Genomic DNA, 24,897 nt, shown 5'->3' with positions numbered 1-24,897 from the left:
CGGTTTCTGCGTTGCTACAAGGCTCACACAGGAGGACGCATGGCGATCAAGGACACCCCCGAGGAGTGGACGGTCACCGCGACCACGACGCCCTTCACCGGGAACAAGACCAGCGTGCGTACCGACGAGGTCGTGATGCCGGACGGCTCCACCGCCAAGCGGGACTACCAGGTCCACCCCGGCTCCGTCGCGGTCCTCGCCCTCGACGACGAGGGCCGGGTGCTGGTGCTGCGCCAGTACCGCCACCCGGTACGCCAGAAGCTGTGGGAGATCCCCGCCGGCCTGCTGGACGTCCCCGGCGAGAACCCGCTGCACGCCGCGCAGCGCGAGCTGTACGAAGAGGCGCACGTCAAGGCGGGCGACTGGCGGGTGCTCGCCGACGTCTACACCACGCCGGGCGGCTGCGACGAGGCGGTGCGGATCTTCCTCGCGCGCGATCTGGCGGAGGCCGAGGGCGAGCGGTTCGAGGTGTCGGAGGAAGAGGCCGACATGGAGCTGGCGCGGGTGCCGCAGGACGAGCTGGTGCGCGGCGTGCTGGCCGGTGAGCTGCACAACAACTGCCTGGTGGTCGGAGTCCTGGCGCTCACCGCGGCGCAGGGCGGCACGGGCCTCGCGGACCTGCGTCCGGCCGACGCGCCCTGGCCGGCCCGCCCCTTCACCGCCTGAGCCGCCCGAACATCCGCCGCTCCGCCACCGCCGCACCGGCCGCCGTCCCGTACCGGTCGGATGATCCGCCGATCCGATCGAGTGACCCAACCGCCCTGCTCCGCACGGGGCATGACGGGTCGTGAACTACGCTCGGCAGCGTTCCCGTCCGCGACCGCGGCGGGCTCGTATGCGCAGGTGGACGGGAGAGTGGCCCGTGACGGATCAGGCGGTGGGCGGAGGGCACCTCCCGCCGGGGGCGGCGGGGCGGCCCGCCACGGCGGCGGACACCCGGCAGGTGCCGGAGGGCCGCAGAGACGGCACGGCGGCCGGCCGCCCCGGCCGTTCCGCCGCCGCTCAGCCCGCCACCGCCGTCCCCGCGGGGCCCATCCCGCCGCCGTTCACCGGCCGCACCCGCGAGCTGAAGGCGCTGCGCGCCGACATCGCCCGCGCCGGGCTCGACACCCTCTCGGGCCGCAAGGGCGCCCGCAGCCGCGTCCTGCTGATCGCCGGACGCCCCGGCTCCGGCCGCACCCGGCTCGCCGTCGAGCTGCTGCGCCACCTCGCCGACGAGTACCCCGACGGCGTGCTGCGGGCCGGGCTGACCGGTCCCGGCGGCGCCCCGGTGCCCACCGGCCGGGTCGCCCGCGGCCTGCTCGCCGCGCTCGGCGCCACCGCCCCGCCGGGAGCGGGTGACGACGAGCTGACCGAGGCGCTGCGCGGGGCGCTCGCCACCCGGCGTGCCGTGCTGTTCCTGGACGACGCCCCCGGCGCCGAGCAGGTCGAGCCGCTGCTCCCGGACGCGCCCCACTGCCTGGTCCTGGTGGTCTCCCAGGGGCCGCTCACCGGGATCTCCGACGTACGGCCGTGCACGCTCGGCGGCCTGGAGAGCGCGGCGTCCGTCGCGATCATCGGCGGGTTCACCGGGCCGACCCGGATCACCGTCGACCCGCGGACGGCCGAAGCGGTCGCCGAGGAGTGCGGCGGCCAGCCCGCGGCCCTGGTCCTGGCGGGCGGCTGGCTCGGCGCCCGCCCCAAGTCGTCCATCTCCGACCTGCGCAACGCACTGCGGGCCGTGCCGGTCCCCGCCGGCCTGCCCTCCGGCGACCACCCGCTGCACCGCGCCTTCCACCTCGCCCACGGGGCGCTGGCGCCGACCGCGGCCCGGATGCTGCGGCTGCTCACCCTGGCACCCGCCGGGCTGGTGGACGCGCACACCGCGTCCGCGCTGGCCGGCTGCTCGGTCGCGGTCGCCGCCAGGACCTTGCAGGACGTCGCCGCGCTGGGCCTGCTGCACCCGGTGCCGGGCGAGCCCACGGGGGCGGCGGAGCGGGACGCGGCCGATGGCGTGGCCGAGGCGGCGCTGCACCCGCAGTACCGGCTGCCCGGCTGCCTGGCACCCGCGGCCTTCGCGCTGCTCCAGGAACACGAGCGGCCTGCCGACATCCAGCTGGCCCGCGCGCGGATGCTGGAGCGGACCGTCCGGCTGCTCCAGTCCTGCCGGGCGATGGGGGAGCCCGCGGGTTCCCCGGCCAGGCAGCGGATGGCGGGGCTGCCGCGGTCGCTGCGATTCCCCTCGCGGCAGGCCGCCGCCGACTGGCTGCGCAGCCGCCGCGCGGCCCTGCTGGACGCGGCGCGGATCGCGGTGGCCGACGGTGAACTGGACACGCTCGACCGGCGGTTGATGGCCGCGCTGGTCCGCACACTGATGACGCACGAGGGCGCGCAGGCGGCGGCGCCGGCCCTCTACTCCCTGCACGGGCTGGTCCTGGAGGTCGCCGAACGCCGGGGCCTGACACGGGAGAAGGCCGCGGCGCTGCTCAACCTCGCTGATCTGGACGGCCAGTCGGGCCGTACGCAGGACGCGCTCGCCCGGTACCGCGGCGCGCTGGAGGCGGCCCGTTCGGTGCAGGACCCGGTGGCCACCGGGCGCGCGCTGGAGTCGCTGGGCGGTACGTACGCCGAGCTGGGTGACTGGCAGCGGGCGGCCGACTGGTACGGGCGGGCCCTGGAGCTGCGGCTGAGCCGTGGGGAGAGCGCCGACGCGGCGCGGCTGCACGGCCGGATCGGCGGCGCGCACACCTATGCGGGGCGCTGGGGCGAGGCGCTCAAGGAGTGGCGGGCGGCGGCCGGCACGTATCGCAGGCTCGGGGACGTGGCGGGCCAGGCTCGGGCGGCGGGGGAGGTGGCGCGGGTGCAGGAGTACGCGGGACGGCCCGAGGAGGCGCTGCGGACCTGCCTCGACGCCCTGCACACCGCCCGCGGCGCGGGGGACGGGCGCCTGGAGGCGGCGCTCCAGCTGCGGATTGCGGACACCCTCGACCGGCTCGGCGATCCAGCGGGGGCGCGGCTGCACCGGGCCGTCGGAGAGCAGCTCACTCAGGATCACCCGGAGTGACCTACGAAATCGGTGGTGCTTACGGAAACAAATAATGCTTTGCAAGGCTAGACAACGAGAGATCCTTCAATAAACTGGATGAGCCGCGTCCGCCGCGGTCAGCTCCGTCATGTGTCACATGAGGGATGAATCCCCTGCAAGCACTCATTCAAGGACCGTGATCGACGTGAAGGTCGGCATCCCCCGCGAGGTCAAGAACAACGAGTTCCGGGTGGCGATCACGCCCGCCGGTGTGCATGAACTGGTCCGCCACGGCCACCAGGTCTTCGTCGAGAAGGACGCCGGCCTCGGCTCCTCCATCACCAACGAGGAGTACGTCTCCGCCGGCGCGGGCATCCTCGACACCGCCGACGAGGTCTGGGCCACCGCCGACCTGCTCCTGAAGGTCAAGGAGCCGATCGCGGAGGAGTACCACCGCCTGCGCAAGGACCAGACCCTCTTCACGTACCTGCACCTGGCGGCCTCCCGCGAGTGCACGGACGCGCTGCTGGAGTCCGGCACCACCGCCATCGCCTACGAGACCGTCGAGACGGCCGGCCGCCAGCTGCCGCTGCTCGCCCCGATGTCCGAGGTCGCGGGCCGCATCGCGCCCCAGGTCGGCGCGTACCACCTGATGCGCCAGGCCGGTGGCCGCGGCGTGCTGCCCGGCGGCGTCCCCGGTGTCGCGGCGGGCCGGGCCGTGATCATCGGCGGCGGCGTCTCCGGCTGGAACGCCGTGCAGATCGCCGTGGGCCTCGGCTTCCACGTCACCCTGCTCGACAAGGACATCAACAAGCTCCGCGAGGCCGACAAGATCTTCGGCACCAAGGTGCAGACGATCGTCTCCAACGCCTTCGAGCTGGAGAAGGCCGTCATCGAGGCCGACCTCGTCGTCGGCGCGGTCCTGATCCCCGGCGCCAAGGCCCCCAAGCTCGTCACCAACGAGCTGGTCGCCAAGATGAAGCCCGGAAGTGTCCTTGTCGACATCGCGATCGACCAGGGCGGCTGCTTCGAGGACTCGCACGCCACCACGCACGCCGAGCCGACCTTCCCGGTCCACAACTCGGTCTTCTACTGCGTCGCCAACATGCCCGGTGCGGTGCCCAACACCTCCACCCACGCGCTGACCAACGCGACGCTGCCCTACATCGTCTCGCTGGCCAACAACGGCTGGGTCGAGGCGCTGCGCCGTGACCCGGCGCTGGCCAAGGGCCTCAACACGCACGACGGCAAGGTCGTCTACCGCGAGGTCGCCGAGGCGCACGGCTTGGAGGCCGTGGAGCTGCGCACCCTCCTGGGCTGACCGTCAACGACGCGTGTCAACGCAGCACATCCGGCCGGGCCTTGTCGACAGGGCCCGGCCGGTCGCTTGTGCGACACGCCGGAAGTGCGGCGCCGGCGCACCGGCGCTCAACTCGCGTTGAACGTAACCCTTTAACCGATTCGCGCACCCCCGAAACCTTGTGTGCACACCGCTTGCACCCTTGACATCGGGGGGTTCGATAGCCGACACATCGTGCCGGGTCCGGTGGATTGTGTTGCTGCGGACGCCCGACACGCCATAGAGTCGCCAACCGTCGGCATGGTGTCACGCTGACCTATCGATAAGTTTCCTGGTCACATCCAAGGAGGTAAGACGACTTGTGAATGAGTCGACATTTACTCCCGGAGGTGCTCAGCCAGGAGCGGTTGCACGGGGCCAGGCCCCCTCGGGGCACGAGGCTGTCGGCTCCGTAGCGGTCCACGCTTCCGCAGCCCGCCAGAGCACGACCACGACAGCCCACCAGAGCATGGACGGCCATCACGTGAACGCCATGGCCGGCGACCGGGGCAGTGGAGAACCCGCCCGTATCGCCGACTACGACGACCTGCCCAAGGGGCATTTCTACGATCCGGACGCGGAGTACGAGCCGGACCCCGAGTACGCGGCGACGCTCGCTCCCGACGCTGCCCGCCAGCGCCGCGAGCGGGTCGGCCCGACCGGGCGTCCGCTGCCGTACTTCCCGATTCCGGGACCGTTGTCGGAGCACGGGCCCGCCAAGATCATCGCGATGTGCAACCAGAAGGGCGGGGTCGGCAAGACGACCTCGACCATCAACCTGGGCGCCGCGCTCGCCGAGTACGGCCGCCGGGTGCTGCTCGTCGACTTCGACCCGCAGGGCGCCCTCTCGGTCGGCCTCGGTGTCAACCCGATGGAGCTGGACCTGACGGTCTACAACCTGCTCATGGAGCGGGGCATGTCGGCCGACGAGGTGCTGCTCAAGACCGCGGTCCCCAACATGGACCTGCTGCCCAGCAATATCGATTTGTCTGCGGCAGAGGTGCAGTTGGTCAGCGAGGTCGCGCGTGAGTCCACGCTCCAGCGGGCGCTCAAGCCGCTGCTCGCCGACTACGACTACATCGTCATCGACTGCCAGCCCTCGCTGGGTCTGCTCACGGTCAACGCCCTGACGGCGGCTCACAAGGTCATCGTGCCGCTGGAGTGCGAGTTCTTCGCGCTGCGCGGTGTCGCGCTGCTCACCGAGACGATCGAGAAGGTCCAGGAGCGGCTCAACCCCGAGCTGGAGCTGGACGGCATCCTGGCGACGATGTACGACTCCCGCACCGTGCACAGCCGCGAGGTCCTGGCGCGCGTCGTGGAAGCCTTCGACGAGCACGTCTACCACACCGTCATCGGCCGTACGGTCCGCTTCCCCGAGACCACCGTCGCGGGCGAGCCGATCACCACGTACGCGTCCAACTCCGTGGGTGCCGCCGCCTATCGCCAGCTCGCCAGGGAGGTGCTCGCCCGGTGTCACGCCGAGTGAGTCTGCCCGGAGCCGACGAACTGTTCCGTACCACCGGGGGCATGGGCCTGCAGTCCTCCTCGCCCCGCCGCCCGGCGAACGGCTCCACCGCGGGCGGCGAGGCCCCCCGCGTGCCGTCCCCGGCAGGCGAGGCCGACCCGGTGACGGAAGCGCCCCGTGCGGCCCCACGGGGAGGCACGGACGCGGGTGACGGCGGAGCGGGCACGGCACGCACGGCGGCCCCGGCCGAGCACAACGGACGCGAGACGGGCCAGGAAGGCGCCCAGGGCCACCGCAGGCAGGAAGGCCAGGCGGCGGCGGCCGGGCAGGACGCGGCCGGCGGTCAGAGCCGCAGGCGCGGCGGCGGTCGCGGCGCCAACCGGCGCCCCAGCGGCCGCGAACGGCACGACGAGAAGATCACCGTCTATGTCTCCGCCGAGGAGCTCATGGACCTCGAACACGCCCGCCTGGTGCTGCGCGGCGAGCACGGTCTCGCCGTCGACCGCGGCCGGATCGTCCGCGAGGCGGTCGCCGTCGTCCTCGCCGACCTGGAGTCGCGCGGCGACGCCAGCATCCTGGTGCGGCGGCTGCGCGGACGCTAGAACGCGCCGGTGACATCCGTCACCCGAAGGGGCCGCCGCGCAGGCGGCCCGGAACGCCGGAGAAGCGCGGCCGATGCCCGTCGGGGCCCGGCCGCGCGGCGCGTTCCAGAGGGCCGGGGCCGACGGGATAGCCTCGTTTTCCCGGGCTCGACGCCCGTCACCGGCCCGCCGCCTCCGGCGCGGGAACACGCAGCACATGCACATGGACCACGATGCCGACGCCCCACCACGACACCCTCTCCCCGCGCGCCCCGCGCCGTCCCCTCGGCCGGGGGCCGGACGCCGGGGAGCCGTCGGCGGAACCCGGGAACACGGCGGGGGACACCGAGGACGCGGCAGGGGACACCGGCGCCGCCGATGCCCCGGCACCGGCAGGTGACGGCAGGTTCACCGTCCGGCTGGACAACTTCGAGGGCCCCTTCGACCTGCTCCTCCAGCTGATCTCCAAGCACAAGCTGGACGTCACGGAAGTCGCCCTCTCCCAGGTGACGGACGAATTCATGGCGCACATCCGGGCCATGGGAGCGGACTGGGACCTCGACCAGACCACCGAGTTCCTGGTCGTCGCCGCGACGCTGCTCGACCTGAAGGCCGCCCGGCTGCTGCCCGTCGCGAAGGTGGAGGACGAGGCCGATCTGGCGCTGCTCGAAGCCCGTGACCTGCTGTTCGCGCGGCTGCTCCAGTACCGCGCCTACAAGCGGATCGCGGACATCTTCAGCGGTCGGCTGGCCGACGAGGCCCGCCGGTACCCGCGGACCGTCGGCCTGGAGCCCGAGCACGCCGAGCTGCTGCCCGAGGTCGCCCTGAGCATCGGCGCCGAGGGATTCGCGAAGCTGGCGGTCAAGGCGATGCAGCCGAAGGCCAGGCCGCAGGTGTACGTCGATCACATCCACGCACCCCTGGTGAGCGTGCGCGAGCAGGCCGACGTGGTGATGGCGCTGCTGCGGGAGGCGGGCGAGCGCAGCTTCCAGGAACTGGTCGCCGGGGCGCCCGACACCCTCACCGTCGTGGCGCGCTTCCTGGCCCTGCTGGAGCTCTACCGGGAGCGGGTGGTGGCGCTGGACCAGGAGGAGGCCCTGGGGGCCCTCACCGTCCGGTGGACGGGCGCGGCGGACGCCGTCCCGGTGGTGACGGACGAGTTCGACAGGGAACCGGGGCAGCAGGAGCCGCCGGGCGATACGGAGTCCGACGATGCGGAAGAGGTGGAACGGGCGTGAGCGGGGCCGACGAGGCGTATGACATCGCGGAGCACGCGGACGGTGCCGGTGCGCGGTCCGCTGCGCCGGCCGGGGCGCCGGGCGTCGCCGCGCTGGAGCTGAAGCCGGCGCTGGAGGCCGTCCTGATGGTCGTCGACGAGCCGGCGACCGAGGAACACCTGGCCAGGGTGTTGCAGCGGTCGCGCCGCGCGGTCGCACTCGCGCTGCGTGAGCTGGCCGACGACTACGCGCGCCAGGGCCGCGGATTCGACCTGCGGCCGGTGGCGGGCGGCTGGCGCTTCTACTCCCGTGCCGCGTACGCGGAAGCGGTCGAGAGCTTCGTCCTGGACGGCCAGACCGCCCGGCTCACCCAGGCCGCATTGGAGACTCTGGCCGTGGTCGCGTACCGTCAGCCGGTCAGCCGTTCCCGGGTTTCGGCCGTTCGCGGGGTGAACTGTGACGGCGTGATGCGCACACTCCTCCAGCGCGGACTCGTGGAGGAGGCGGGGACGGAACCTGAAACAGGTGCGATCCTGTACAGGACGACGAATTACTTTCTGGAGCGGATGGGCCTGCGCGGCCTGGAAGAGCTCCCGCAGCTCGCACCGTTCCTCCCGGAGGCGGACGCGGTCGAGGGCGACTCCCCGGAAGGTATCCCGTCGTTCGACGTAGACGACAGCGGCGACTCTCAGACGGATCATTGATGCGAAGCAGCGGCAGGAACAGCGGAAACCGGAACAACGGGAGCGCGGGCGCCGGCGGCGACCGCCGGCGTTCGGGTACGGGGGGCCGCGACGACCAGAAGCGCGCGGGACGTCCCCGTCCCGAGGAGCGCCGCTACGACGTGGGCGGATCCGGTGGGCAGGGCGGCTCAGCGGGCCGCGGCGACGACCGCAAGGGCGCCCCGAAGGGCGGCGACGACCGCAGGGGCGGTGCCCCGAAGAGCGGCGGCAGCCGGGGTGCTGCGGCCCGCGGCGGCGCCAAGGGCGGCCCGCGTACCGGCGCCGCCTCCAAGGGGGCACGTCCCGGCGCCAAGGGCGGACCGCAGCGCGGTCGCGGCCAGGCTCCGTCGCGGCCCCGTGAGCTGGACGCCAAGATCGAGGAGCGCAACCGCGCCCGCCACAACAAGCCGCAGGTCAAGACCCCCAAGACCTTCGGTGAGGAGGAGGGCGAGCGGCTCCAGAAGGTGCTCGCCAGGGCCGGTATGGGCTCGCGGCGTGCCTGCGAGGAGCTGATCGACCAGGCGCGCGTCGAGGTCAACGGCGAGATCGTCATGGAGCAGGGCGTCCGCGTCGACCCGCAGAAGGACGAGATCAAGGTCGACGGCCTGACGGTCGCCACCCAGTCGTACCTCTTCTTCGCGCTGAACAAGCCGGCCGGCGTCGTCTCCACCATGGAGGACCCGGACGGCCGCCAGTGCCTGGGCGACTACGTCACCAACCGCGAGACGCGGCTCTTCCACGTCGGCCGTCTCGACACCGAGACCGAGGGCATCATCCTGCTCACCAACCACGGCGAGCTGGCCCACCGGCTGACCCACCCGCGCTACGGCGTCAAGAAGACCTACCTCGCCGCGATCCAGGGCCCGCTCCCGCGTGACCTGGGCAAGCAGCTCAAGGACGGCATCCAGCTGGAGGACGGCTACGCCCGCGCCGACCACTTCCGCGTGGTGGAGAACACCGGCAAGAACTACCTCGTCGAGGTGACACTCCACGAGGGCAGGAAGCACATCGTGCGCCGGATGCTCGCGGAGGCCGGGTTCCCGGTCGAGCGGCTGGTCCGTACGAGCTTCGGGCCGATCGCGCTGGGCGACCAGAAGTCCGGCTGGCTGCGCCGGATGACCAACACCGAGGTCGGCATGCTGATGCGCGAGGTCGAGCTGTAAGCGGCCGGACCCCAGGACCCGGCAGGTGACGGCTTGCCGGGAAAGATCACCACCCCTTATTGTCATGATGACGATTAAGGGGTGGTTTTCATGGGGACCGCGGCAACCGGCACGCTGATCGGGCTCGCCCTCGGGGACGCGCTCGGCTATCCCACCGAGTTCGACGGCGTCCCGTCGATCCTGGCGCGGTACGGGCCGTGGCGGCACCTGGCGCTGCCCGGCCCCGCGCAGGTCAGCGACGACACCCAGATGACGCTGGCCCTGGGCCGCGGGCTGCGCACCGCCATGGAACGCGGACCGCTCACCGCGCAGAGCCTGGAGCGCCCGCTCCGCGAGGAGTACGTCGCCTGGTGGCGCTCACCCGACAACAACCGGGCACCGGGCACCACCTGCCTCACCGCCTGCCAGCTGCTGAGCGCGGCGGAGCGGCCCTGGGCTCAGGCCAGCAGGACCGGATCCAAGGGCTGCGGCGCCAACATGCGGGTCGCGCCGATCGGCCTGGCACCCGGACTGAGCCCGCAGCAGCGGGCCGGCGCCGCGCAGCTGCAGGCCGCCCTGACCCACGGCCACCCGACCGCGCTCGCCGCGAGCGAACTGACCGCGTACGCCGTGCAGCTCCTGGCCGAAGGCGCCAGGCCCGCCGAACTGACCGGACTGCTGCGCGAGCACGCACGCGACCGGCGCACCGGCTACCCGGACGACTGGCTCGGTGACCTGTGGCGGCACGCCCAGGACCCGTCCCCCACGGCGTTCGCCGCCCGCGGCTGGGACGAGTGCACCGCCGTACTCGACCGGCTGGACGCGGCCCTTCGGGCGCCGGACGCGGAGGCCGACCCCTGCCTGGCCACCGGCGCGGGCTGGATCGCCGAAGAGGCGCTCGCCACCGGACTGCTGTGCTTCCTGCTCTTCCCGGACGAACCGCTCACCGCGCTGCGCCGGGCCGCCTGCACCTCGGGCGACTCCGACTCGATCGCCTGCCTCACCGGGGCGTTCGCGGGTGCCCGTCTGGGCGCCGGAGCCTGGCCCGCGGAGTGGGCGGACCGCGTCGAGTACCGCGACGACCTGCTCGCGCTGGGCGCGGCCTGGGACGGGTGAGGCCCGAGCTGCGGGGCCGCCCCGACCCACTCAGCCGGCACCGGGCAGCGCCGCCCGCCGGGCCCTGACCAGGAAGTCCTCCACCCGGGCCCGGTCCGGCTCGGCGGGCAGCGGGGAACCGGACACCGCCGCCTCCGCCTCCTCGGTCAGCGTCGCCATCCGCCGCGTCACCTCGTCCCAGGACAGCTCGCCGCGCCGGACCGCCAGCAGCTGCGCGCGGGCCTGCCCGGCATCCGTCGCAAGGACGCCGCTGCGCAGGGTGTCGCGGCAGCAGACCAGGACCCGCAGCAGATGCATGGCGTGCTTCCAGCGGGGCGCGCCCTCCCGGCCGATGTCCGCCTGCACCTTCGTGAACTGCGAGGCGGCGAACCCGGTGAAGGTGCGGTGGAGCTGCCGGGACAGGAAGGCGCCGCGCAGGGCGAGCAGTTCGCGTCCGGTGGCGTCGATCCGTTCCACCAGCGGCGAGTGAAGGCACTCCAGCACGTTCGGGTCGGAGCGCAGCCCCAGCGCGCAGAACCGCTCCAGTTCCCAGGAGAACTCCTCCTCGCGCGGGCCCGTCACCTGGGACGGCGGCTTCTCGAAGCGCCAGAACAGCTCGGTGGGCGCGAGGTACACCCCGCGCCGGTCGGTGTCGCTGCCTTCGACGGCGAGACCGAAGGCGCGCGAGCCGACCACGCAGGAGTAGACGGTGTGCCCGGCGACAAGGGCGTGACCTGCGGCATCGGAGGGTGGCATGGCGCAGAGTGTGGCCGCGGGGCGGGGCGGCTGTCACCCGGATTCCGCGCCGCCGGCGGCCGTACGTCCCGGTGGGCGGTCGCCGGGCACGGCTGTCGGTGGGGCTGGATACGCTTGATCGGCGTGCAGAGGCGCGCGGGCAGGTGCAACGCAGGGAGCAGGGACGTGAGCGTACGAGCGGTCCGACGGGCCGTCCAGCCGGACCGGGACGAAGCCGGGCCGGCCAAGGCCCGGATCTCCCCTGTGCACCCCGGCGCCACCGCCGCGCCGCGAAAGGACATCGCCCAGTGAGAACCGCACTCGTCATCGGAACGGGCCTGATCGGCACATCGGCGGCGCTCGCGCTGCACGCCCGCGGGGTGCGGGTCTTCCTGGAGGACCACGACCCCGACCAGGCGCGGACCGCCGCCGCGCTCGGCGCAGGCAGCGCCGAGCCGCCCCCCGGCCCGGTCGACCTGGCGATCGTCGCCGTCCCGCCCGCCCACGTGGCTGCGGCGCTGGCGGACGCGATACGGCGGGGCGCGGCCCGCGCCTACCTCGATGTCGCCAGCGTCAAGGGCGGCCCGCGCCGCCAGCTGGAGGCGCTGGGCTGCGACCTGTCCCGCTACCTCGGCACGCACCCGATGGCGGGCAAGGAGCGCTCCGGGCCGCTCGCGGCCACCGCCGACCTCTTCGAGGGCAGGCCCTGGGTGCTGACCCCGGGTCCTGGCGGCGACACCGAGGTGCTCAACCTCGCGCTGGAACTGGTCGCGCTGTGCCGCGCGGTCCCGGTCGTGATGGACGCGGACGCCCACGACCGCGCCGTCGCCCTCGTCTCGCACACCCCGCAGCTGGTCTCCAGCCTCGTCGCCGCCCGCCTGGAGGGCGCCGACGAGACCGCCGTACGGCTGTGCGGCCAGGGTGTCAGGGATGTGACGCGGATCGCGGCGTCCGATCCCCGGATGTGGATCGACATCCTGTCCGCGAACCCGGGGCCGGTCGCCGAGGTGCTGTCCGAGGTGGCGGCCGACCTGGACGGGACCGTGCGCGCGCTGCGTGCCCTGGAGGCCGCGGACGAGGAGAAGCGGGCCGACGGCGCCGGTGGCATCGAGGACGTCCTGCGGCGCGGCAACGCCGGGCGGGAGCGGGTGCCCGGCAAGCACGGCGCGGCCCCCGCGGTGTACGAGATCGTCGCCGTGCACATCGGTGACCAGCCGGGCGAGCTGGCCCGGATCTTCGCCGACGCCGGCCGCGCCGGGGTCAACATCGAGGACGTCCGCATCGAGCACGCCACCGGCCAGCAGGCCGGATTCATCCAGCTCATGGTCGAGCCCGCCGCGGCGCCCGTGCTGACCGCGGAGCTGCGCGAGCGGGGCTGGTCCATCCGGCAGTGACACCGTGGAACACGGGGCGCGGGGGAGCCAGTAACCTTGACCACGGCCCGTTCGGCCCAGGACCCCCGCCCCGTGTAACCAGAAAGGTGTTCGTCACCGTGGAAACCGCCGCCCGGACCGCCCCGGCTGCAGTGATTGTCGCCATCGACGGCCCCGCTGGCACGGGCAAGTCCAGCACGTCCAAGGCCGTCGCGGCCAAGCTCGGCCTCGGCTACCTGGACACCGGCGCCCAGTACCGCGCGATCACCTGGTGGATGCTCTCCAACGGCATCGACGTCGACGACGCCGTCGCCGTCGCCGATGCCAGCGCCAAGCCCGTGATCGTCTCCGGCACCGACCCGGCCGCCCCGACCATCTCGGTCGACGGTCTGGACGCGGCGGGCCCGATCCGTACCCAGGAGGTCACCTCCGCGGTCAGCGCGGTCAGCGCCGTCCCCGAGGTGCGCACCCGGATCACCGACCTCCAGCGCTCCATCGCCGCCGAGGCCCCGAACGGCATCGTCGTCGAGGGACGCGACATCGGCATCACGGTGCTGCCCGACGCCGATCTCAAGGTGTTCCTGACCGCTTCCGCCGAGGCGCGGGCGGCCCGCCGCAGCGGCGAGCTGAAGGGCAAGGAAGCCGCCGACCTGGCGGCCACCCGTGAGGCCCTGATCAAGCGGGACGCCGCCGACTCGTCCCGCAAGACCTCGCCGCTGGCCAAGGCCGACGACGCCGTCGAGGTGGACACCACCGAGCTGACGCTGGAGCAGGTCATCGAGTGCGTGGTGACCCTCATCGAGGGCGCGGGCGCCGAAAAGGCGGGGCGGGTCGTGCGGTGACCGGCAGCGGCAGGGCGCCCGAAGCAGGCGCGGCCCGCCGTCCGCAGCGCAGCCAGGCGCCGAGCCCGGCGGGTGCCGCGGTCGGCCGGCGGATCGGCATCGGCCTGATGTACGGGCTGTGGAAGCCGCGGGTGCTGGGCGCCTGGCGGGTTCCGTCCGCGGGCCCGGTGATCCTCGCGGTCAACCACGCGCACGGCATCGACGGCCCGATGCTGATGGGCACCGCGCCCAGGCCGGTGCACTTCCTGGTCAAGAAGGAAGCGTTCATCGGCCCGCTGGACCCGTTCCTGCGCGGGATCGGACAGCTGAAGGTCGACCGCACCACCACCGACCGCAAGGCGATCACCGACGCGCTCGGGGTGCTGGAAGGCGGCGGAGTGCTGGGCATCTTCCCCGAGGGCACCCGGGGCGAGGGCGATTTCGCCTCGCTGCGGGCGGGCCTCGCGTACTTCGCCGTGCGCTCCGGCGCGCCGGTCGTCCCGGTGGCGGTGCTCGGCAGTACGGAACGCAGCAGCCGGCTCACCCCGGCGATACCGCCCCTGCGCGGCCGGATCGATGTCGTCTTCGGTGACGCCTTCGACGCGGGCGACGGATCGGGGCGGCGCACCCGCAAGGCGCTGGACGAGGCGACCGTGCGGATCCAGGAGCGGCTCACCCGTCACCTGGACAAGGCCAGGCGCCTGACCGGGCGCTGACCGACACTTGAGTAGTGGGCCGCGCCGAGCGGCCCACCGATGACGAAGCCACGCGGCGGACGCCGCGCATGAGCAGGACGAGGAACGGACTTCATGAACGACCAGACCCACACCGGCGACGAGCACGGTGCGCTTGGCGACGCCGAGTACGCGGAGTTCATGGAGCTTGCCGCGGAGGAGGGCTTCGACCCCGAGGAGGTCGGGGGGGACATCGCGGCGGCCGGACACGGCCCGCTGCCCGTGCTCGCCGTCATCGGCCGCCCCAACGTCGGTAAGTCGACACTGGTGAACCGCATCATCGGCCGCCGTGAGGCGGTCGTCGAGGACAAGCCGGGCGTCACCCGTGACCGGGTCACCTACGAGGCCGACTGGAACGGCCGCCGCTTCAAGGTCGTCGACACCGGCGGCTGGGAGCAGGACGTCCTCGGCATCGACGCGTCCGTCGCCATGCAGGCGGAGTTCGCCATCGAGGCGGCCGACGCGGTGATCTTCGTCGTCGACTCCAAGGTCGGCGCGACCGACACCGACGAAGCCGTCGTCAAGCTGCTGCGCCGGTCGGGCAAGCCCGTCGTCCTGGTGGCCAACAAGGTCGACGGCGCGTCCGGCGAGGCCGACGCCGCGATGCTCTGGTCGCTGGGCCTGGGCGAGCCGTACCCGGTCTCCGCACTGCACGGCCGGGGCACAGGCGACATGCTCGACGCCGCCCTGGACGCGCTCCCCGAGGCGCCCGCGCAGACCTTCGGCAGCGCGCTCGGCGGGCCCCGCCGCATCGCGCTGATCGGCCGGCCGAACGTCGGCAAGTCGTCGCTGCTGAACAAGGTCGCAGGCGAGGAGCGGGTGGTCGTCAACGAGGTCGCGGGCACCACCCGTGACCCGGTCGACGAGCTGATCGAACTGGGCGGCACGACCTGGAAGTTCGTGGACACCGCCGGCATCCGCCGCCGCGTCCACCTCCAGGAAGGCGCCGACTACTACGCCTCGCTGCGCACCGCAGCCGCCGTGGAGAAGGCCGAGGTCGCCGTCGTCCTCATCGACTCCAGCGAATCCATCAGCGTCCAGGACCAGCGGATCATCACCATGGCGGTGGAGGCCGGGCGTGCCCTGGTCATCGCCTACAACAAGTGGGACACCCTCGACGAGGAGCGCCGCTTCTACCTGGAGCGGGAGATCGAGCGGGACCTCGTGCAGATCCCGTGGGCGATGCGGGTGAACGTCTCGGCGCGCACCGGCCGCCACATGGAGAAGCTGGTCCCGGCGATCGAGACCGCGCTGGCCGGCTGGGAGACCCGGATCCCCACCGGACGGCTGAACGCCTTCCTCGGTGAGATCGTGGCCGCCCACCCGCACCCGATCCGGGGCGGCAAGCAGCCGCGCATCCTCTTCGGTACGCAGGCGGGCACCAAGCCCCCGCGGTTCGTGCTCTTCGCCTCCGGCTTCCTGGAGGCCGGCTACCGCCGCTTCGTCGAGCGCCGGCTGCGCGAGGAGTTCAGCTTCGACGGAACGCCGATCCACATCTCCGTCCGGGTGCGCGAGAAGCGCGGCCAGAAGAAGAAGTAGCGGTACGCCGAACCGGCCGGGGATGTCCCCGGCCGGTTCGGCGTGGTCGGGCCGCCCCGCGCGGCGGCCGGATCAGCGTCCGTGCGGCCTGGCGTCGCGCCGTCCCGGCGGCAGCGCGGGGAGCGCGGCGCGCGGCGTGTACGGCTGGCGGGCGACGACTTCCCAGTTGCCCGGTGTCGCCGTGGTGCGGCCCCAACTCCTGTTGCCGTGCAGCATCTCGGGACCTTCCCCCTCGCCCGACCGGTCGCCGGGCAGCGCCCGGAAGGCCCGGCGGTACTCGGCGTACAGCGCGTCGTAGATCGGCGTGGGCGAGCGGCCGGTGCCGTGTGTCCCGGGGTCCTGCGACGGACGCATTCCGGGAATCTGGTGCGGATAGGGGGCGCGGGATGAGGGGTCGTATGCGTGCACGTCTGCACCAACGACCCCGATGGCCGGGGGATGCGGCTTTGGTCCGGAAACGACTGATCGCGGGGTGTTCCCGCACGGAGTGACGGGAACACCCCGCGATCGGGGTCCGGACGGATCAGGTGCCGGCCAGCGGCATCGCGCCGGCCACCAACTCGCCCCGGGCGGCGGCCTTCTCCAGCGCCTGCCGCATCAGGTCCTCCCGCGGCTGGTGTCCGATGGCGCCGGACGGCGCGGCGTACATCAGCACCGACTGCGCCTTGGTGGCGGCGGCGCGCCAGCCGTCCGAAACGGCCAGCGGCTGGTGCGCCTGCCACCAGGCCGCCTGGCTGCCGGTGTTGCCGGGCTGCAGCACGGCGTGCAGTTTGCCCATCGCGAGCAGCGCGGACCAGCCCGGGTTGGGGGCGGGCAGCACGGCCACGTCCGTCACGGGGCGGAAGCCCTGCTCCAGGAGGAGCGGCAGGAAGTCGTCGTCCAGGCTGATCGAACCCGGGCGGGCGATCGGGCCGCTGGGCTCGACGACGAGCGCCGCGCGCAGCTCGCCCTCGACCAGCACGAGTCCGCAGGTGATCCCGAGGGTCGCCTGGCGCTCGCTGGTGGGGATGGGCGTGGCGGGCGGTCCCGGCTGTCCCGGGGCGCCCTCTCCGGTGATGGAGCGCACGGCTCCCTTGAGCTGCTCCTCCGACACCGAGACGACCTGCGAGGGGATGCACGTCGCGTGCGCGAAGGCGAGCACCGCGGTCTCCTCGCCCACGAACAGGACGGTGCTGGTGCGCTCCTGCTCGCTGTCGCCTGGCGTACGGCAAGAGGTGCAGTCGTAGCTGCCGGGGGCATTGCCACCGGCCAGCAGGCGGTCGGCTTCTTCATCGCCGATCTCGGCGCGAACGTCGTCGCTGACCTCGAGCATGCGCGGCACGGGTGGCTCCTCGATCTCTGAGTGGCTGCCGGGGGGTCTCCCGGCTCGTACAAGGACAACGGGTGATCTGCGGCCGGGGTCACGCGCGGACCGGAACGGAATCGAACCGATCGCCGCACACGGGAAAGGTGTGCCGAAACCACTCACCGAGCGCCGCCTCCCGCGCCGGAGCGCCCCACAGGCCCTGATGCCGCAGGAGCGGAGGCGCCCCGTGTCCCCGCAGTTCCCGCACATCGCTACCAATGGCCTAACTTTTTCGGAACAACTTGGCAAAAGCCCTCAACCCGGAACCCCGGTTCGTGGTCCAACCGTTCAGCTGACACCTGCGCGGCACCGTCAGGAGGGGCGGGCACGGGCCACCGGCGCCGCGTCCTGCGGAGATGCCGGAGGGCCAGGGACGACCGGGAGACCAAGGGATACGGGACGGATGCACATCTCATTCCTGATTCACAACGCCTACGGCATCGGGGGGACGATCCGTACGACGTTCAATCTCGCGCGCACGCTGTCCGAGCGGCACGACGTGGAGATCGTCTCCGTGCTGCGCCACCGCGACACCCCGGTCCTCGACCTCGCCCCCCGGGTCCGGCTGCGGCATCTCGTGGACCTCCGCGAGGAGCGCCCCACGTACGAAGGCGCCGACCCCGCCCACCGTCGTGCGGCGAAGGTCTTCCCGGCGGCCGAGGGGCGCTTCGGCCAGTACAGCGAGCTGACCGACCGGCGGATCGCCCGGCACCTGCGCCACATCGAGGCGGACGTGGTCGTCGGCACCCGTCCCGGGCTCAATGTGCACATCGCCCGGCAGACCCGGCGCGGTGTGCTGCGGATCGGCCAGGAACACCTCACCCTCGACACCCACAGCCGGGCGCTCAAGCTGGTGCTGCGCCGCGCCTACCCCCGGCTGGACGCGGTCGTCACCGTCACCGAGGCCGACGCCGCCGCCTACCGCCGCCGGCTGCGGCTGCCGGGCGTCCGCATCGAGGCGGTCCCCAACAGCGTGCCAGCGCCCGGCCTCGCGCCCGCCGACGGCAGCGGCAAGTGGGTCGTCGCGGCCGGCCGGCTCGCCCGTGCCAAGCGCTACGACGTCCTCGTCCGCGCCTTCGCCGAGGTCGTCGAGCGGCGTCCCGACTGGCGGCTGCGGATCTACGGCGGCGGCGTCGAGAAGGCCGCCCTGCGCACCCTGATCGACGAACTCGGCCTGTACAACCACGTGTTCCTGATGGGCCCCGCCAGCCCGCTGGAGCCCGAGTGGGCCAAGGGCTCCGTCGCCGCGGTCTCCTCCAGCCTGGAGTCCTTCGGGATGACGATCGTGGAGGCGATGCGCTGCGGCCTCCCGGTGGTCGCCACCGACTGCCCGCACGGCCCCCGCGAGATCATCGACGACGGGGTGGACGGCCGGCTGGTCCCGGTCGGCGACCCCACGGCGATGGCCGGCGCGCTGCTTGAACTGATCAACGACGACGCGGCGCGGCAGCGGATGGGCCGCGCCGCGCTCACCGCCGCCGCCCGCTTCGACCCCGACCGTGTCGCCGCGCGCTACGAAGCGCTCTTCGGCGACCTGCTCGCGCAGCAGCGCGGCAACCGTCTGCGCGGTGCCCTGCACCGCACCCGAGGAGCACTGTTGAGCGGCGCATACGCCACCAAGGACGCGGCCGTGGCCGCGGTGAGAGGGGTGCGGACGGCATGAACACCCCGACGCAGGCACCCGCGGCCGGATCCGGCGACGCGACGCCCGACGAGCCCGGCGCGGCCCGCGCCGCGGAGGAGACGGCCGACGACCTGAAGGCCGACTGCATCGCGGACTCCGCGGGTGGCCTCACCTTCGACCTGAACGCACCTCAGGGCGCGCACACCGCCTGGAGCGCGGCGCTGGTGCTCCGGCGGCGCGGTGACGCGGTGGACGACGAGGTACGGCTGCCGCTCGGGCCCAACGGCGCGGGCCGGCTGCGCGCCGTGCTCCCCAGCACCGTCGCCCTCGACGAGGGCCGCTGGAACGTCTACGCCGACCTCGGGGACGGCCGCGCGCCGCGCCGGCTGCTGCCCGGCGTCAACGACCTCAGGTCGCTGGTGGACCGCCGCCCCCTGGCGGGCATCGGCCGGCTCGGCGTCCGGATCCCGTACACCACCAAGCTCGGCACCATGGCGCTGCGCAGCTGGCTGCGCGGCCCGCACGCGGAGGCCGGCGACCTCCTGGTGCAGCCGGACGGCATGACGGTCTCCGGGCGTCTCTACGGCGCCGCGCCCGGCCCCGGCGCGCAGGCCGAGGCCCGCGCCCGCCGCGCCGCGCAGGACGGCGGCCCGCGCGCCACCGTGACGGTCCCGCTGACCGTCGAGGGCGCCGACTTCACCTTCACGCTGCCGTACGCGGAGCCGGCCGGACACTGGCGGCGCGGCACCGAGCCGTGGGACCTCTGGCTGCGTCCGGCCGAGGGCGCACGGCCGGTCCGTATCGCCCGCCTGCTGGACGACGTGCACGACAAGAAGCAGGTGTTCACCTACCCCGCGCTGCCGGTTGCCGCGGCGGCCGGAGAGCTGCGGGTCGGCCCGTACTACACCCTCGACAACGACCTGGCACTGCGGGTCGCGGGACCGGCCGGAGCCGACGGGGACGCCGGGGCCTGAGCCGGGCGCGCGGCCCCGGCCCGCCGTCCCCGCGCCGGATGAGTGGTATGGGCGCGGCGCGGGGCCGGGCGGGGCCGGGCCTGTGGCGGGGCGCCGGGCGGCGCTCCGGCGCGATCGGCGGGGCGTTGTGCGGAAAATGTGTGTGGAATGTGTCTCATCGGCGCCATGCGGAGCGGCCGATAAAGTCCTACGGGCGGCGGGAATCCGCCTTACCCGGGCCGGTGAATTCATGCCCTGTGCCGGGGCTCAGGGGCCGTCGTCCTTACCGCGTCCGGAATTTGATCACGACGGAATTCGGGCTGCATTATTTTCCACCCGGTTGCGGCATCGGGCGGGGCATATGAGTGAGGGAAGTTCCCGTAAACGCCCCGGCGTTGGCTGTGACACAAGTGTGACCAATGAAAGACCGTGAAGAGACCGGGGCCCGGGAACAAGGGCCTTCCACGCATCGCCGCGGGCGCCTACGGTGACTGTCATGGCTCCCGAACCACACCTTCCGAACGAACCCGATGACGACGTCGAGACCTACGTCGGCCTCGACCAGCAGGACGCCGAGGAGCGGGCCCGCGAGCGCGGCTGGACGACGGTGCGCTCGCTGCCGCCGGGCATGATGATCACGATGGAGTACCTCGGCGGCCGGATCAATTTCGAGGTCAAGGACGGCCGGGTGCACCGCAGCTGGAAGGGCTGACCGGGCCGTTGCGCCCCGTACGACGGCGAAGGCCCCGGCCCTCCAGGAGGAGTTGGCCGGGGCCTTCGGTGCGGGGTGGCGGGTGTGCGTACCGGCCCCGCGGGTGGGTCAGGTGTTCTGGGAGTGACCGCGCCCTGAGGTCGGGCTCAGCGGCGGGGTGCGCGGGACGCGGTCCGCGTGCGGCGGCCGGCGGCTGCCCGCCGGGGTGACGGGGGAGCGCTCCGCGCGGGAGGTGTGCGGCCGGGCCGGGTGGTGCGGCCGGCCGTCCGGGGCGCGGGCGGCGGTGGCACGGCCGCCCGGCGGCGCGGGGACCGCCTCGCGCAGCAGGACCTCGCCGTCCGGTGCGACGCGCTGCGGCGACAGTCCGGCGGACGTACCGACCGGCAGCGGGCCGCGCAGTGAACCGGGACGCAGCCGCAGCCACAGCCGCAGCAGGATGCCCATGAGGCGGTCCTCCGCCCAGGTCATCGCGGGCTCGAACCAGGGCAGCGCCAGCAGTACCAGCAGCCCGGCGGCCCAGCCGAGCAGCACGTCGCTGACCCAGTGCGTACCGAGGTAGACGGTGGTCATGCCGACGCCGAGCGCGCCCAGCGCGGCGATCACCGACAGGGTGCGGCGGCGCAGCGGCGTGGTCGCCAGATAGGCCAGCACGCCCCAGGTGACCACGGCGTTGGCGGTGTGTCCTGACGGGAATATATCGCCGCCGAGCCACATCTCGGTGGAGCCGACGGTGGTCGCGTAGTGCGGTCCGAGGCGGCCCATGCCGATCTTGGCCGCACCCACCGTCATGTTCAGCAGCAGCAGCGAGGCGCCCAGCACCAGCAGCGGGTGGAGGTTGCGCTGCCGCCAGCAGCGCCAGCCCAGCCAGGCCGCGACGGCCAGTGCTGTCGGTCCGCGCTGGCCCAGGACCACGAAGTAGTCGAGGAAGGCATGGATCGACGGCCATTGCTTGTAGGGCCGGAAGAGCATGACTTGCCAGTCGAAGGTGACCAGCCATGTGGAGGCCAGCACTCCGGCCACGATCGCGAAGTACACCGCCAGCGTGCCCCAGAGCAGCCATAGGCGGGTCTGTGTCATGCGTGGTCGGGCGCGATCGGTCGGGCGCTCCTCCATCTGGTCGAGCTTGTCATCGGTACGCACTCAATCGACGTTACCGCGTGCGATGTACGTGCTTGGTCAAACCGTGCGCTTTGTAATGACGATGTGATGTGGAATGGGTCTCAGGTCGTGCCGGGAAGCATGGAATCGGAACGGAATTCATGGGGAATCGGATTCCCGTACCGGCATCCGCGTGTCGTCGCGCCGAGAGCTTTATCTGTTTTTCCGTACGGCCGTTTATCCGTGATCTGTGTGCCGTTAAGTGATCGTTTCCCGGCAACTGCGGTCACAGAGAGAGATCTTGCGGTCACGGAGGGCCCGAACCGTTCAGCCAGAACGCGCCGTACGCCGCCGACGCCGCCGCCACCGCCCCGACCAGCAGCCCGGCGCGCAGCGGTCGCCACCGTGCCAGGCCGGCGGCGAGCGGCAGCAGCAGCGGGAACGCCGGGAGGATCAGCCGCGGCTTCGACCCGAAGAAGCCCTTGGCGGTCAGCGCGAGGAACAGCACGAGACCGCCGTAGACCAGCAGCGGCAGCGGCTGCCCCCGCCGTGCGCCGTGGAGGTACAGCCAGATCACCAGCACGACGGCGACCAGCAGCCCGAGCCCGGTGGCGAAACCGGGGCCCGACAGGAGGCCCCAGAGGTAGGTGGCGAACGCGATGCCGCCGTCGAAGCCGTTGCCCCAGCCGCCCTGGACGTCGAGGTAGCCGGTGAAGCTGCCCTGCCGGGCGCCCACCCACACGAAGAAGCCGCACCAGCCGAGCGGCGCCAGCAGTACACCCGTCACCATTCCGCGGTGCCTGGCCAGGCTCGACCGCAGGCTCGCGCCGCCCGCCCGGTCGTTCCACACGGTGACCGCCGCGGCGATCCACACGGCGGCGACCACCGCGGCGCCCACCGGGCGGGTCAGCCCGGCCAGTGAGGCCAGCACCCCGGCCCCCATCCAGCGCCCGGTCAGCACGGCGTACAGGCTCCAGGCGGCCAGCGCGGTGAACAGGGACTCCGAGTACGCCATCGACTGCACGATGCCGATCGGGAGTGCGGCCCACAGGGTGGCCAGCGCGATGCCGGCCCGCGGCCCGTGCAGCCGCTCGCCGATCGCGTACAGCGCCCAGGCGGCGGCGAGCGAGGACAGCCAGGCGACGGCCATCCCGGCGTCGGCGGCGGACAGGGGGAGGAGCGCCGACAGGCCCCGCTCCAGCCAGGGCAGCAGCGGGAAGAACGCGAGGTTGGAGTGGATCAGGCCGGGCACCGGTTCGACGGTGTAGCCGTAGCCCAGCTCGGCGACGCGGGTGTACCAGAGCGAATCCCAGCGGGCGGTCAGCAGGGTGTGCCAGTTGTTGCCCGCGGCGGCGGACCACACGGCGAGCACCGCGACGCCCAGCAGGCGGATGGCCGCGAACGCCGCCACCGCCGGCAGGGCGCGGCGCAGGGCGGCCCGGGTGGCGGGGCGGCACAGCGTCCGGCCGGGGGCGGCGGTGGAGGCGAGGTCGTTCATCGGGACGATTATCCAGGTGACGGGAGAGGGCCGTGCCGTCGCGGTGGGAGGCAACTCCTACCGCTGCGATGCGCGTCTCATCGAGAGGTGAGCCACACGTCCCCCTGCGCGACTCGCGTAGTCTGACGTCTCAACTCGCCCGTGCCGCCGGTTTCCCCGGGGCTTTTTCGCGCCCTGATCCGCGGTCGCGAGAGCATGACAGGAGGTGCGTGCATGACCGGGACGACCCCGTCCGGCACGGGACGGACGGCTGGTGTTCCCCGGATCTCAGGGGGCGGCGCGAACCGGTGGACCGTGCTGATCGTGCTCTGCGTCAGCCTGTTGTTCGTCGCGCTGGACACCACGATCCTTTACGTGGCGGTGCCTTCGGTCACCGAGGACCTGCGTCCCGGGCCGGTGGAACTGCTGTGGATCGTCGACGTCTACCCGCTCATTGCGGCGTCGTTGCTGATCCTGTTCGGCACCCTCGGCGACCGGGTGGGACGCCGGCGCATTCTCCTGCTCGGCTACGGCCTGTTCGGCCTCGCATCGGCCGCCGCCGCCCTCGCGCCGAACCCGCAGATCCTGATGACGGCGCGTGCGCTGCTCGGTATCGGCGGCGCCATGATCATGCCGGCCACGCTGTCGATCCTCCGTCAGGTCTTCCCCGACCGGCGGGAGCGGGCGGTGGCGATCGGCGTCTGGAGCGCGGTGGCCGCGGTCGGCGCCGCCGTCGGGCCGGTGCTCGGCGGCTTCCTCGTCGAGAACTTCTGGTGGGGCTCGGTCTTCCTCATCAACATCCCGATGATGCTGGTGATGCTGCTGATCGGGCGCTGGATGCTGCCCGAGTCGCGCGGCGAGCGCAACGGACCGTGGGACGTGGTCGGCGCGGTCATCGCGGCACTCGGTGTGCTGGGTGTCGTCCTCGGCGTCAAGCGCATCGGCAGCGGTGCGGTCGTGCTCGGCCCGACCACGCTCGGGCCGATCGTCCTGGGCGCCCTGCTGCTGGTCCTGTTCGTCCGCAGGCAGCGCAGGCGGGAGCATCCGCTGATCGACGTGCGGCTGTTCGCCAGGCCCGCGTTCGGCACCTCCGTCGGCTGCATCGTGCTGGCCATGCTCGCGTTGGTGGGCCTTCAGCTGATAGCGGTCCAGTACCTCCAGCTCGTCCTCGGGCTGACGCCCCTGCAGACCGGCCTGCGGATGCTGCCGTTGGTCTTCGCCGCGATGGCGGCGGGGCTCACCGGCTCGCGGATGCTCCAGGCCGTCGGCCCGCGCGTGATGGTTTCCTGCGGCTTCGTCCTCACCGCGGGCGCGGTGCTGTGCCTGACGGCGATGAACGCGCAGGACCGTTTCTGGCTGCTCTCCCTCGGCTTCGTGCTGCTCGGTTTCGGCTTCCAGAGCACGCTGTTCGGCGCGTACGAGTCCATGCTCAGCGAGGCGCCGCCGGAGCAGGCGGGCGGCGCGGCGGCGATCGGGGAGACCTCCTACCAGCTCGGCGCCGGCATCGGGGTGGCCCTGCTCGGCAGCGTCATGAACGCCGCCTACGCCCCGGGCCTCGGCCATGTCGACGGCGTGCCCGCGCGGGCGGCGGCTGCGGCCTCGCACTCGTTGGGCGAGGCGTACAAGGTGGCGGCGGGGCTCGGCGGTCCGGCGCGTGCGGTGCTGCGGGAGACGGCGCGCGACGCCTTCGTCCGCGGCCTGCACATCACCCTCGTCGCCAGTGCCGTGCTGCTGCTGGTCGGCGCGGCCATCGCGCTGCGGCTGCCGCGCCGGGCCGCGGAGTCGGTGGAGCGTGCGGAGGGCGACAACGCCGCCGGCTGTGACAGCGAACCCGCGGCGGCGAGGGCCGGCGGCTGACGCGAGCTGCGGCGGCGCGGCGGCTCTTGCCCGCGCGGTGCGGCGGGCCGTACCGTCGGTGCGA

The 24,897-nt window shown here is 73.0% G+C and carries 23 protein-coding genes; 18 read left to right on the top strand and 5 right to left on the bottom strand.

What is annotated here, in order from left to right:
- Positions 1-39: 39 nt before the first annotated feature.
- From ACIBK8_RS27925 to ACIBK8_RS27885, 9 genes are all read left to right on the top strand, one after another.
- Positions 40-666: an NUDIX domain-containing protein gene (locus tag ACIBK8_RS27925; protein WP_399044613.1), complete on the top strand. Its 627-nt coding sequence runs from the start codon at positions 40-42 to the stop codon at positions 664-666.
- A 196-nt stretch (positions 667-862) separates the two neighbouring features.
- The gene (locus tag ACIBK8_RS27920) at positions 863-3,043 is read left to right on the top strand and encodes a tetratricopeptide repeat protein (RefSeq protein WP_399044612.1); all 2,181 of its coding nucleotides are present in this window, start codon (positions 863-865) and stop codon (positions 3,041-3,043) included.
- 166 nt (positions 3,044-3,209) lie between these two features.
- A complete protein-coding gene (gene ald / locus ACIBK8_RS27915) occupies positions 3,210-4,325 on the top strand; it encodes an alanine dehydrogenase (RefSeq protein WP_399044633.1) in 1,116 nt (371 codons plus the stop codon).
- 487 nt (positions 4,326-4,812) lie between these two features.
- Complete coding sequence (locus tag ACIBK8_RS27910; RefSeq protein ID WP_393686428.1) at positions 4,813-5,829, top strand: ParA family protein; 1,017 nt, start codon at positions 4,813-4,815, stop codon at positions 5,827-5,829.
- Positions 5,814-6,410 (top strand): hypothetical protein, encoded by a 597-nt coding sequence (locus ACIBK8_RS27905; protein ID WP_399044611.1) that lies wholly within the window; start codon positions 5,814-5,816, stop codon positions 6,408-6,410. The genes ACIBK8_RS27910 and ACIBK8_RS27905 overlap by 16 nt, the downstream gene beginning before the upstream one ends.
- 212 nt (positions 6,411-6,622) lie before the next feature.
- Complete coding sequence (locus ACIBK8_RS27900; protein ID WP_399044610.1) at positions 6,623-7,627, top strand: segregation and condensation protein A; 1,005 nt, start codon at positions 6,623-6,625, stop codon at positions 7,625-7,627.
- A gap of 23 nt (positions 7,628-7,650) precedes the next feature.
- Positions 7,651-8,310, top strand: a complete 660-nt coding sequence (gene scpB, locus ACIBK8_RS27895; protein ID WP_393686494.1) for an SMC-Scp complex subunit ScpB — start codon at positions 7,651-7,653, stop codon at positions 8,308-8,310.
- The gene (locus ACIBK8_RS27890; RefSeq protein ID WP_399044609.1) at positions 8,310-9,491 is read left to right on the top strand and encodes a pseudouridine synthase; all 1,182 of its coding nucleotides are present in this window, start codon (positions 8,310-8,312) and stop codon (positions 9,489-9,491) included. Before scpB ends, ACIBK8_RS27890 begins: the two co-directional genes overlap by 1 nt.
- A 90-nt stretch (positions 9,492-9,581) precedes the next feature.
- Positions 9,582-10,586, top strand: a complete 1,005-nt coding sequence (locus ACIBK8_RS27885; RefSeq protein ID WP_399044608.1) for an ADP-ribosylglycohydrolase family protein — start codon at positions 9,582-9,584, stop codon at positions 10,584-10,586.
- 30 nt (positions 10,587-10,616) lie between these two features.
- Here ACIBK8_RS27885 and ACIBK8_RS27880 read toward each other — a convergent pair whose 3' ends face one another.
- Positions 10,617-11,321 (bottom strand): DNA polymerase beta superfamily protein, encoded by a 705-nt coding sequence (locus tag ACIBK8_RS27880; RefSeq protein WP_399044607.1) that lies wholly within the window; start codon positions 11,319-11,321, stop codon positions 10,617-10,619.
- A 165-nt stretch (positions 11,322-11,486) separates the two neighbouring features.
- Here ACIBK8_RS27880 and ACIBK8_RS27875 point away from each other — a divergent pair, with 165 nt between their 5' ends.
- The 5 genes from ACIBK8_RS27875 (at position 11,487) to der (ending at position 15,767) form a co-directional block, all read left to right on the top strand.
- Entirely contained in the window at positions 11,487-11,612 is a 126-nt protein-coding gene (locus ACIBK8_RS27875) for a hypothetical protein (RefSeq protein WP_399044606.1), read from the top strand.
- Complete coding sequence (locus tag ACIBK8_RS27870) at positions 11,609-12,694, top strand: prephenate dehydrogenase (RefSeq protein WP_399044605.1); 1,086 nt, start codon at positions 11,609-11,611, stop codon at positions 12,692-12,694. The genes ACIBK8_RS27875 and ACIBK8_RS27870 overlap by 4 nt, the downstream gene beginning before the upstream one ends.
- A gap of 98 nt (positions 12,695-12,792) precedes the next feature.
- Positions 12,793-13,515: a (d)CMP kinase gene (cmk, locus tag ACIBK8_RS27865; protein ID WP_399044604.1), complete on the top strand. Its 723-nt coding sequence runs from the start codon at positions 12,793-12,795 to the stop codon at positions 13,513-13,515.
- Positions 13,516-13,622: 107 nt separating this feature from the next.
- A complete protein-coding gene (locus ACIBK8_RS27860) occupies positions 13,623-14,210 on the top strand; it encodes a lysophospholipid acyltransferase family protein (protein ID WP_399044632.1) in 588 nt (195 codons plus the stop codon).
- A gap of 93 nt (positions 14,211-14,303) precedes the next feature.
- The gene (gene der, locus ACIBK8_RS27855) at positions 14,304-15,767 is read left to right on the top strand and encodes a ribosome biogenesis GTPase Der (protein WP_393686412.1); all 1,464 of its coding nucleotides are present in this window, start codon (positions 14,304-14,306) and stop codon (positions 15,765-15,767) included.
- A 72-nt stretch (positions 15,768-15,839) separates the two neighbouring features.
- Here der and ACIBK8_RS27850 read toward each other — a convergent pair whose 3' ends face one another.
- Together ACIBK8_RS27850 and ACIBK8_RS27845 are read right to left on the bottom strand one after the other, a co-directional pair.
- A complete protein-coding gene (locus ACIBK8_RS27850) occupies positions 15,840-16,121 on the bottom strand; it encodes a hypothetical protein (RefSeq protein WP_399044603.1) in 282 nt (93 codons plus the stop codon).
- Positions 16,122-16,290: 169 nt separating this feature from the next.
- On the bottom strand, positions 16,291-17,088 hold the full coding sequence (locus tag ACIBK8_RS27845) for a hypothetical protein (RefSeq protein WP_393686408.1): 798 nt from the start codon (positions 17,086-17,088) through the stop codon (positions 16,291-16,293).
- 427 nt (positions 17,089-17,515) lie between these two features.
- On the opposite strand from ACIBK8_RS27845, the gene ACIBK8_RS27840 reads away from it, so the two are divergent.
- The 3 genes from ACIBK8_RS27840 to ACIBK8_RS27830 all read left to right on the top strand — a co-directional run bounded on the left by ACIBK8_RS27840 (position 17,516) and on the right by ACIBK8_RS27830 (position 20,401).
- Positions 17,516-18,775 (top strand): glycosyltransferase family 4 protein, encoded by a 1,260-nt coding sequence (locus ACIBK8_RS27840; protein WP_399044602.1) that lies wholly within the window; start codon positions 17,516-17,518, stop codon positions 18,773-18,775.
- Positions 18,772-19,710, top strand: coding sequence for a hypothetical protein (locus tag ACIBK8_RS27835; RefSeq protein WP_399044601.1), 939 nt, complete (start codon positions 18,772-18,774; stop codon positions 19,708-19,710). The genes ACIBK8_RS27840 and ACIBK8_RS27835 overlap by 4 nt, the downstream gene beginning before the upstream one ends.
- Positions 19,711-20,185: 475 nt before the next feature.
- Complete coding sequence (locus tag ACIBK8_RS27830; protein ID WP_393686403.1) at positions 20,186-20,401, top strand: I78 family peptidase inhibitor; 216 nt, start codon at positions 20,186-20,188, stop codon at positions 20,399-20,401.
- 108 nt (positions 20,402-20,509) lie between these two features.
- Here the strand turns inward: ACIBK8_RS27830 and ACIBK8_RS27825 are convergent, their stop codons facing one another.
- Both ACIBK8_RS27825 and ACIBK8_RS27820 read right to left on the bottom strand, forming a co-directional pair.
- The gene (locus ACIBK8_RS27825; RefSeq protein ID WP_399044600.1) at positions 20,510-21,541 is read right to left on the bottom strand and encodes a phosphatase PAP2 family protein; all 1,032 of its coding nucleotides are present in this window, start codon (positions 21,539-21,541) and stop codon (positions 20,510-20,512) included.
- 265 nt (positions 21,542-21,806) lie between these two features.
- A complete protein-coding gene (locus ACIBK8_RS27820; RefSeq protein WP_399044599.1) occupies positions 21,807-22,997 on the bottom strand; it encodes a hypothetical protein in 1,191 nt (396 codons plus the stop codon).
- Between the two features lie 213 nt (positions 22,998-23,210).
- Between ACIBK8_RS27820 and ACIBK8_RS27815 the strand changes: the two genes are divergently transcribed.
- Positions 23,211-24,833 (top strand): MFS transporter, encoded by a 1,623-nt coding sequence (locus tag ACIBK8_RS27815; RefSeq protein ID WP_399044598.1) that lies wholly within the window; start codon positions 23,211-23,213, stop codon positions 24,831-24,833.
- Positions 24,834-24,897: the final 64 nt, after the last annotated feature.

The organism is Streptomyces sp. NPDC050161 (assembly GCF_044460025.1).
Classification (GTDB): domain Bacteria; phylum Actinomycetota; class Actinomycetes; order Streptomycetales; family Streptomycetaceae; genus Streptomyces.
Note: the sequence above shows the minus strand (reverse complement) of the source record. Positions and strands in the feature narration are given on the sequence as shown.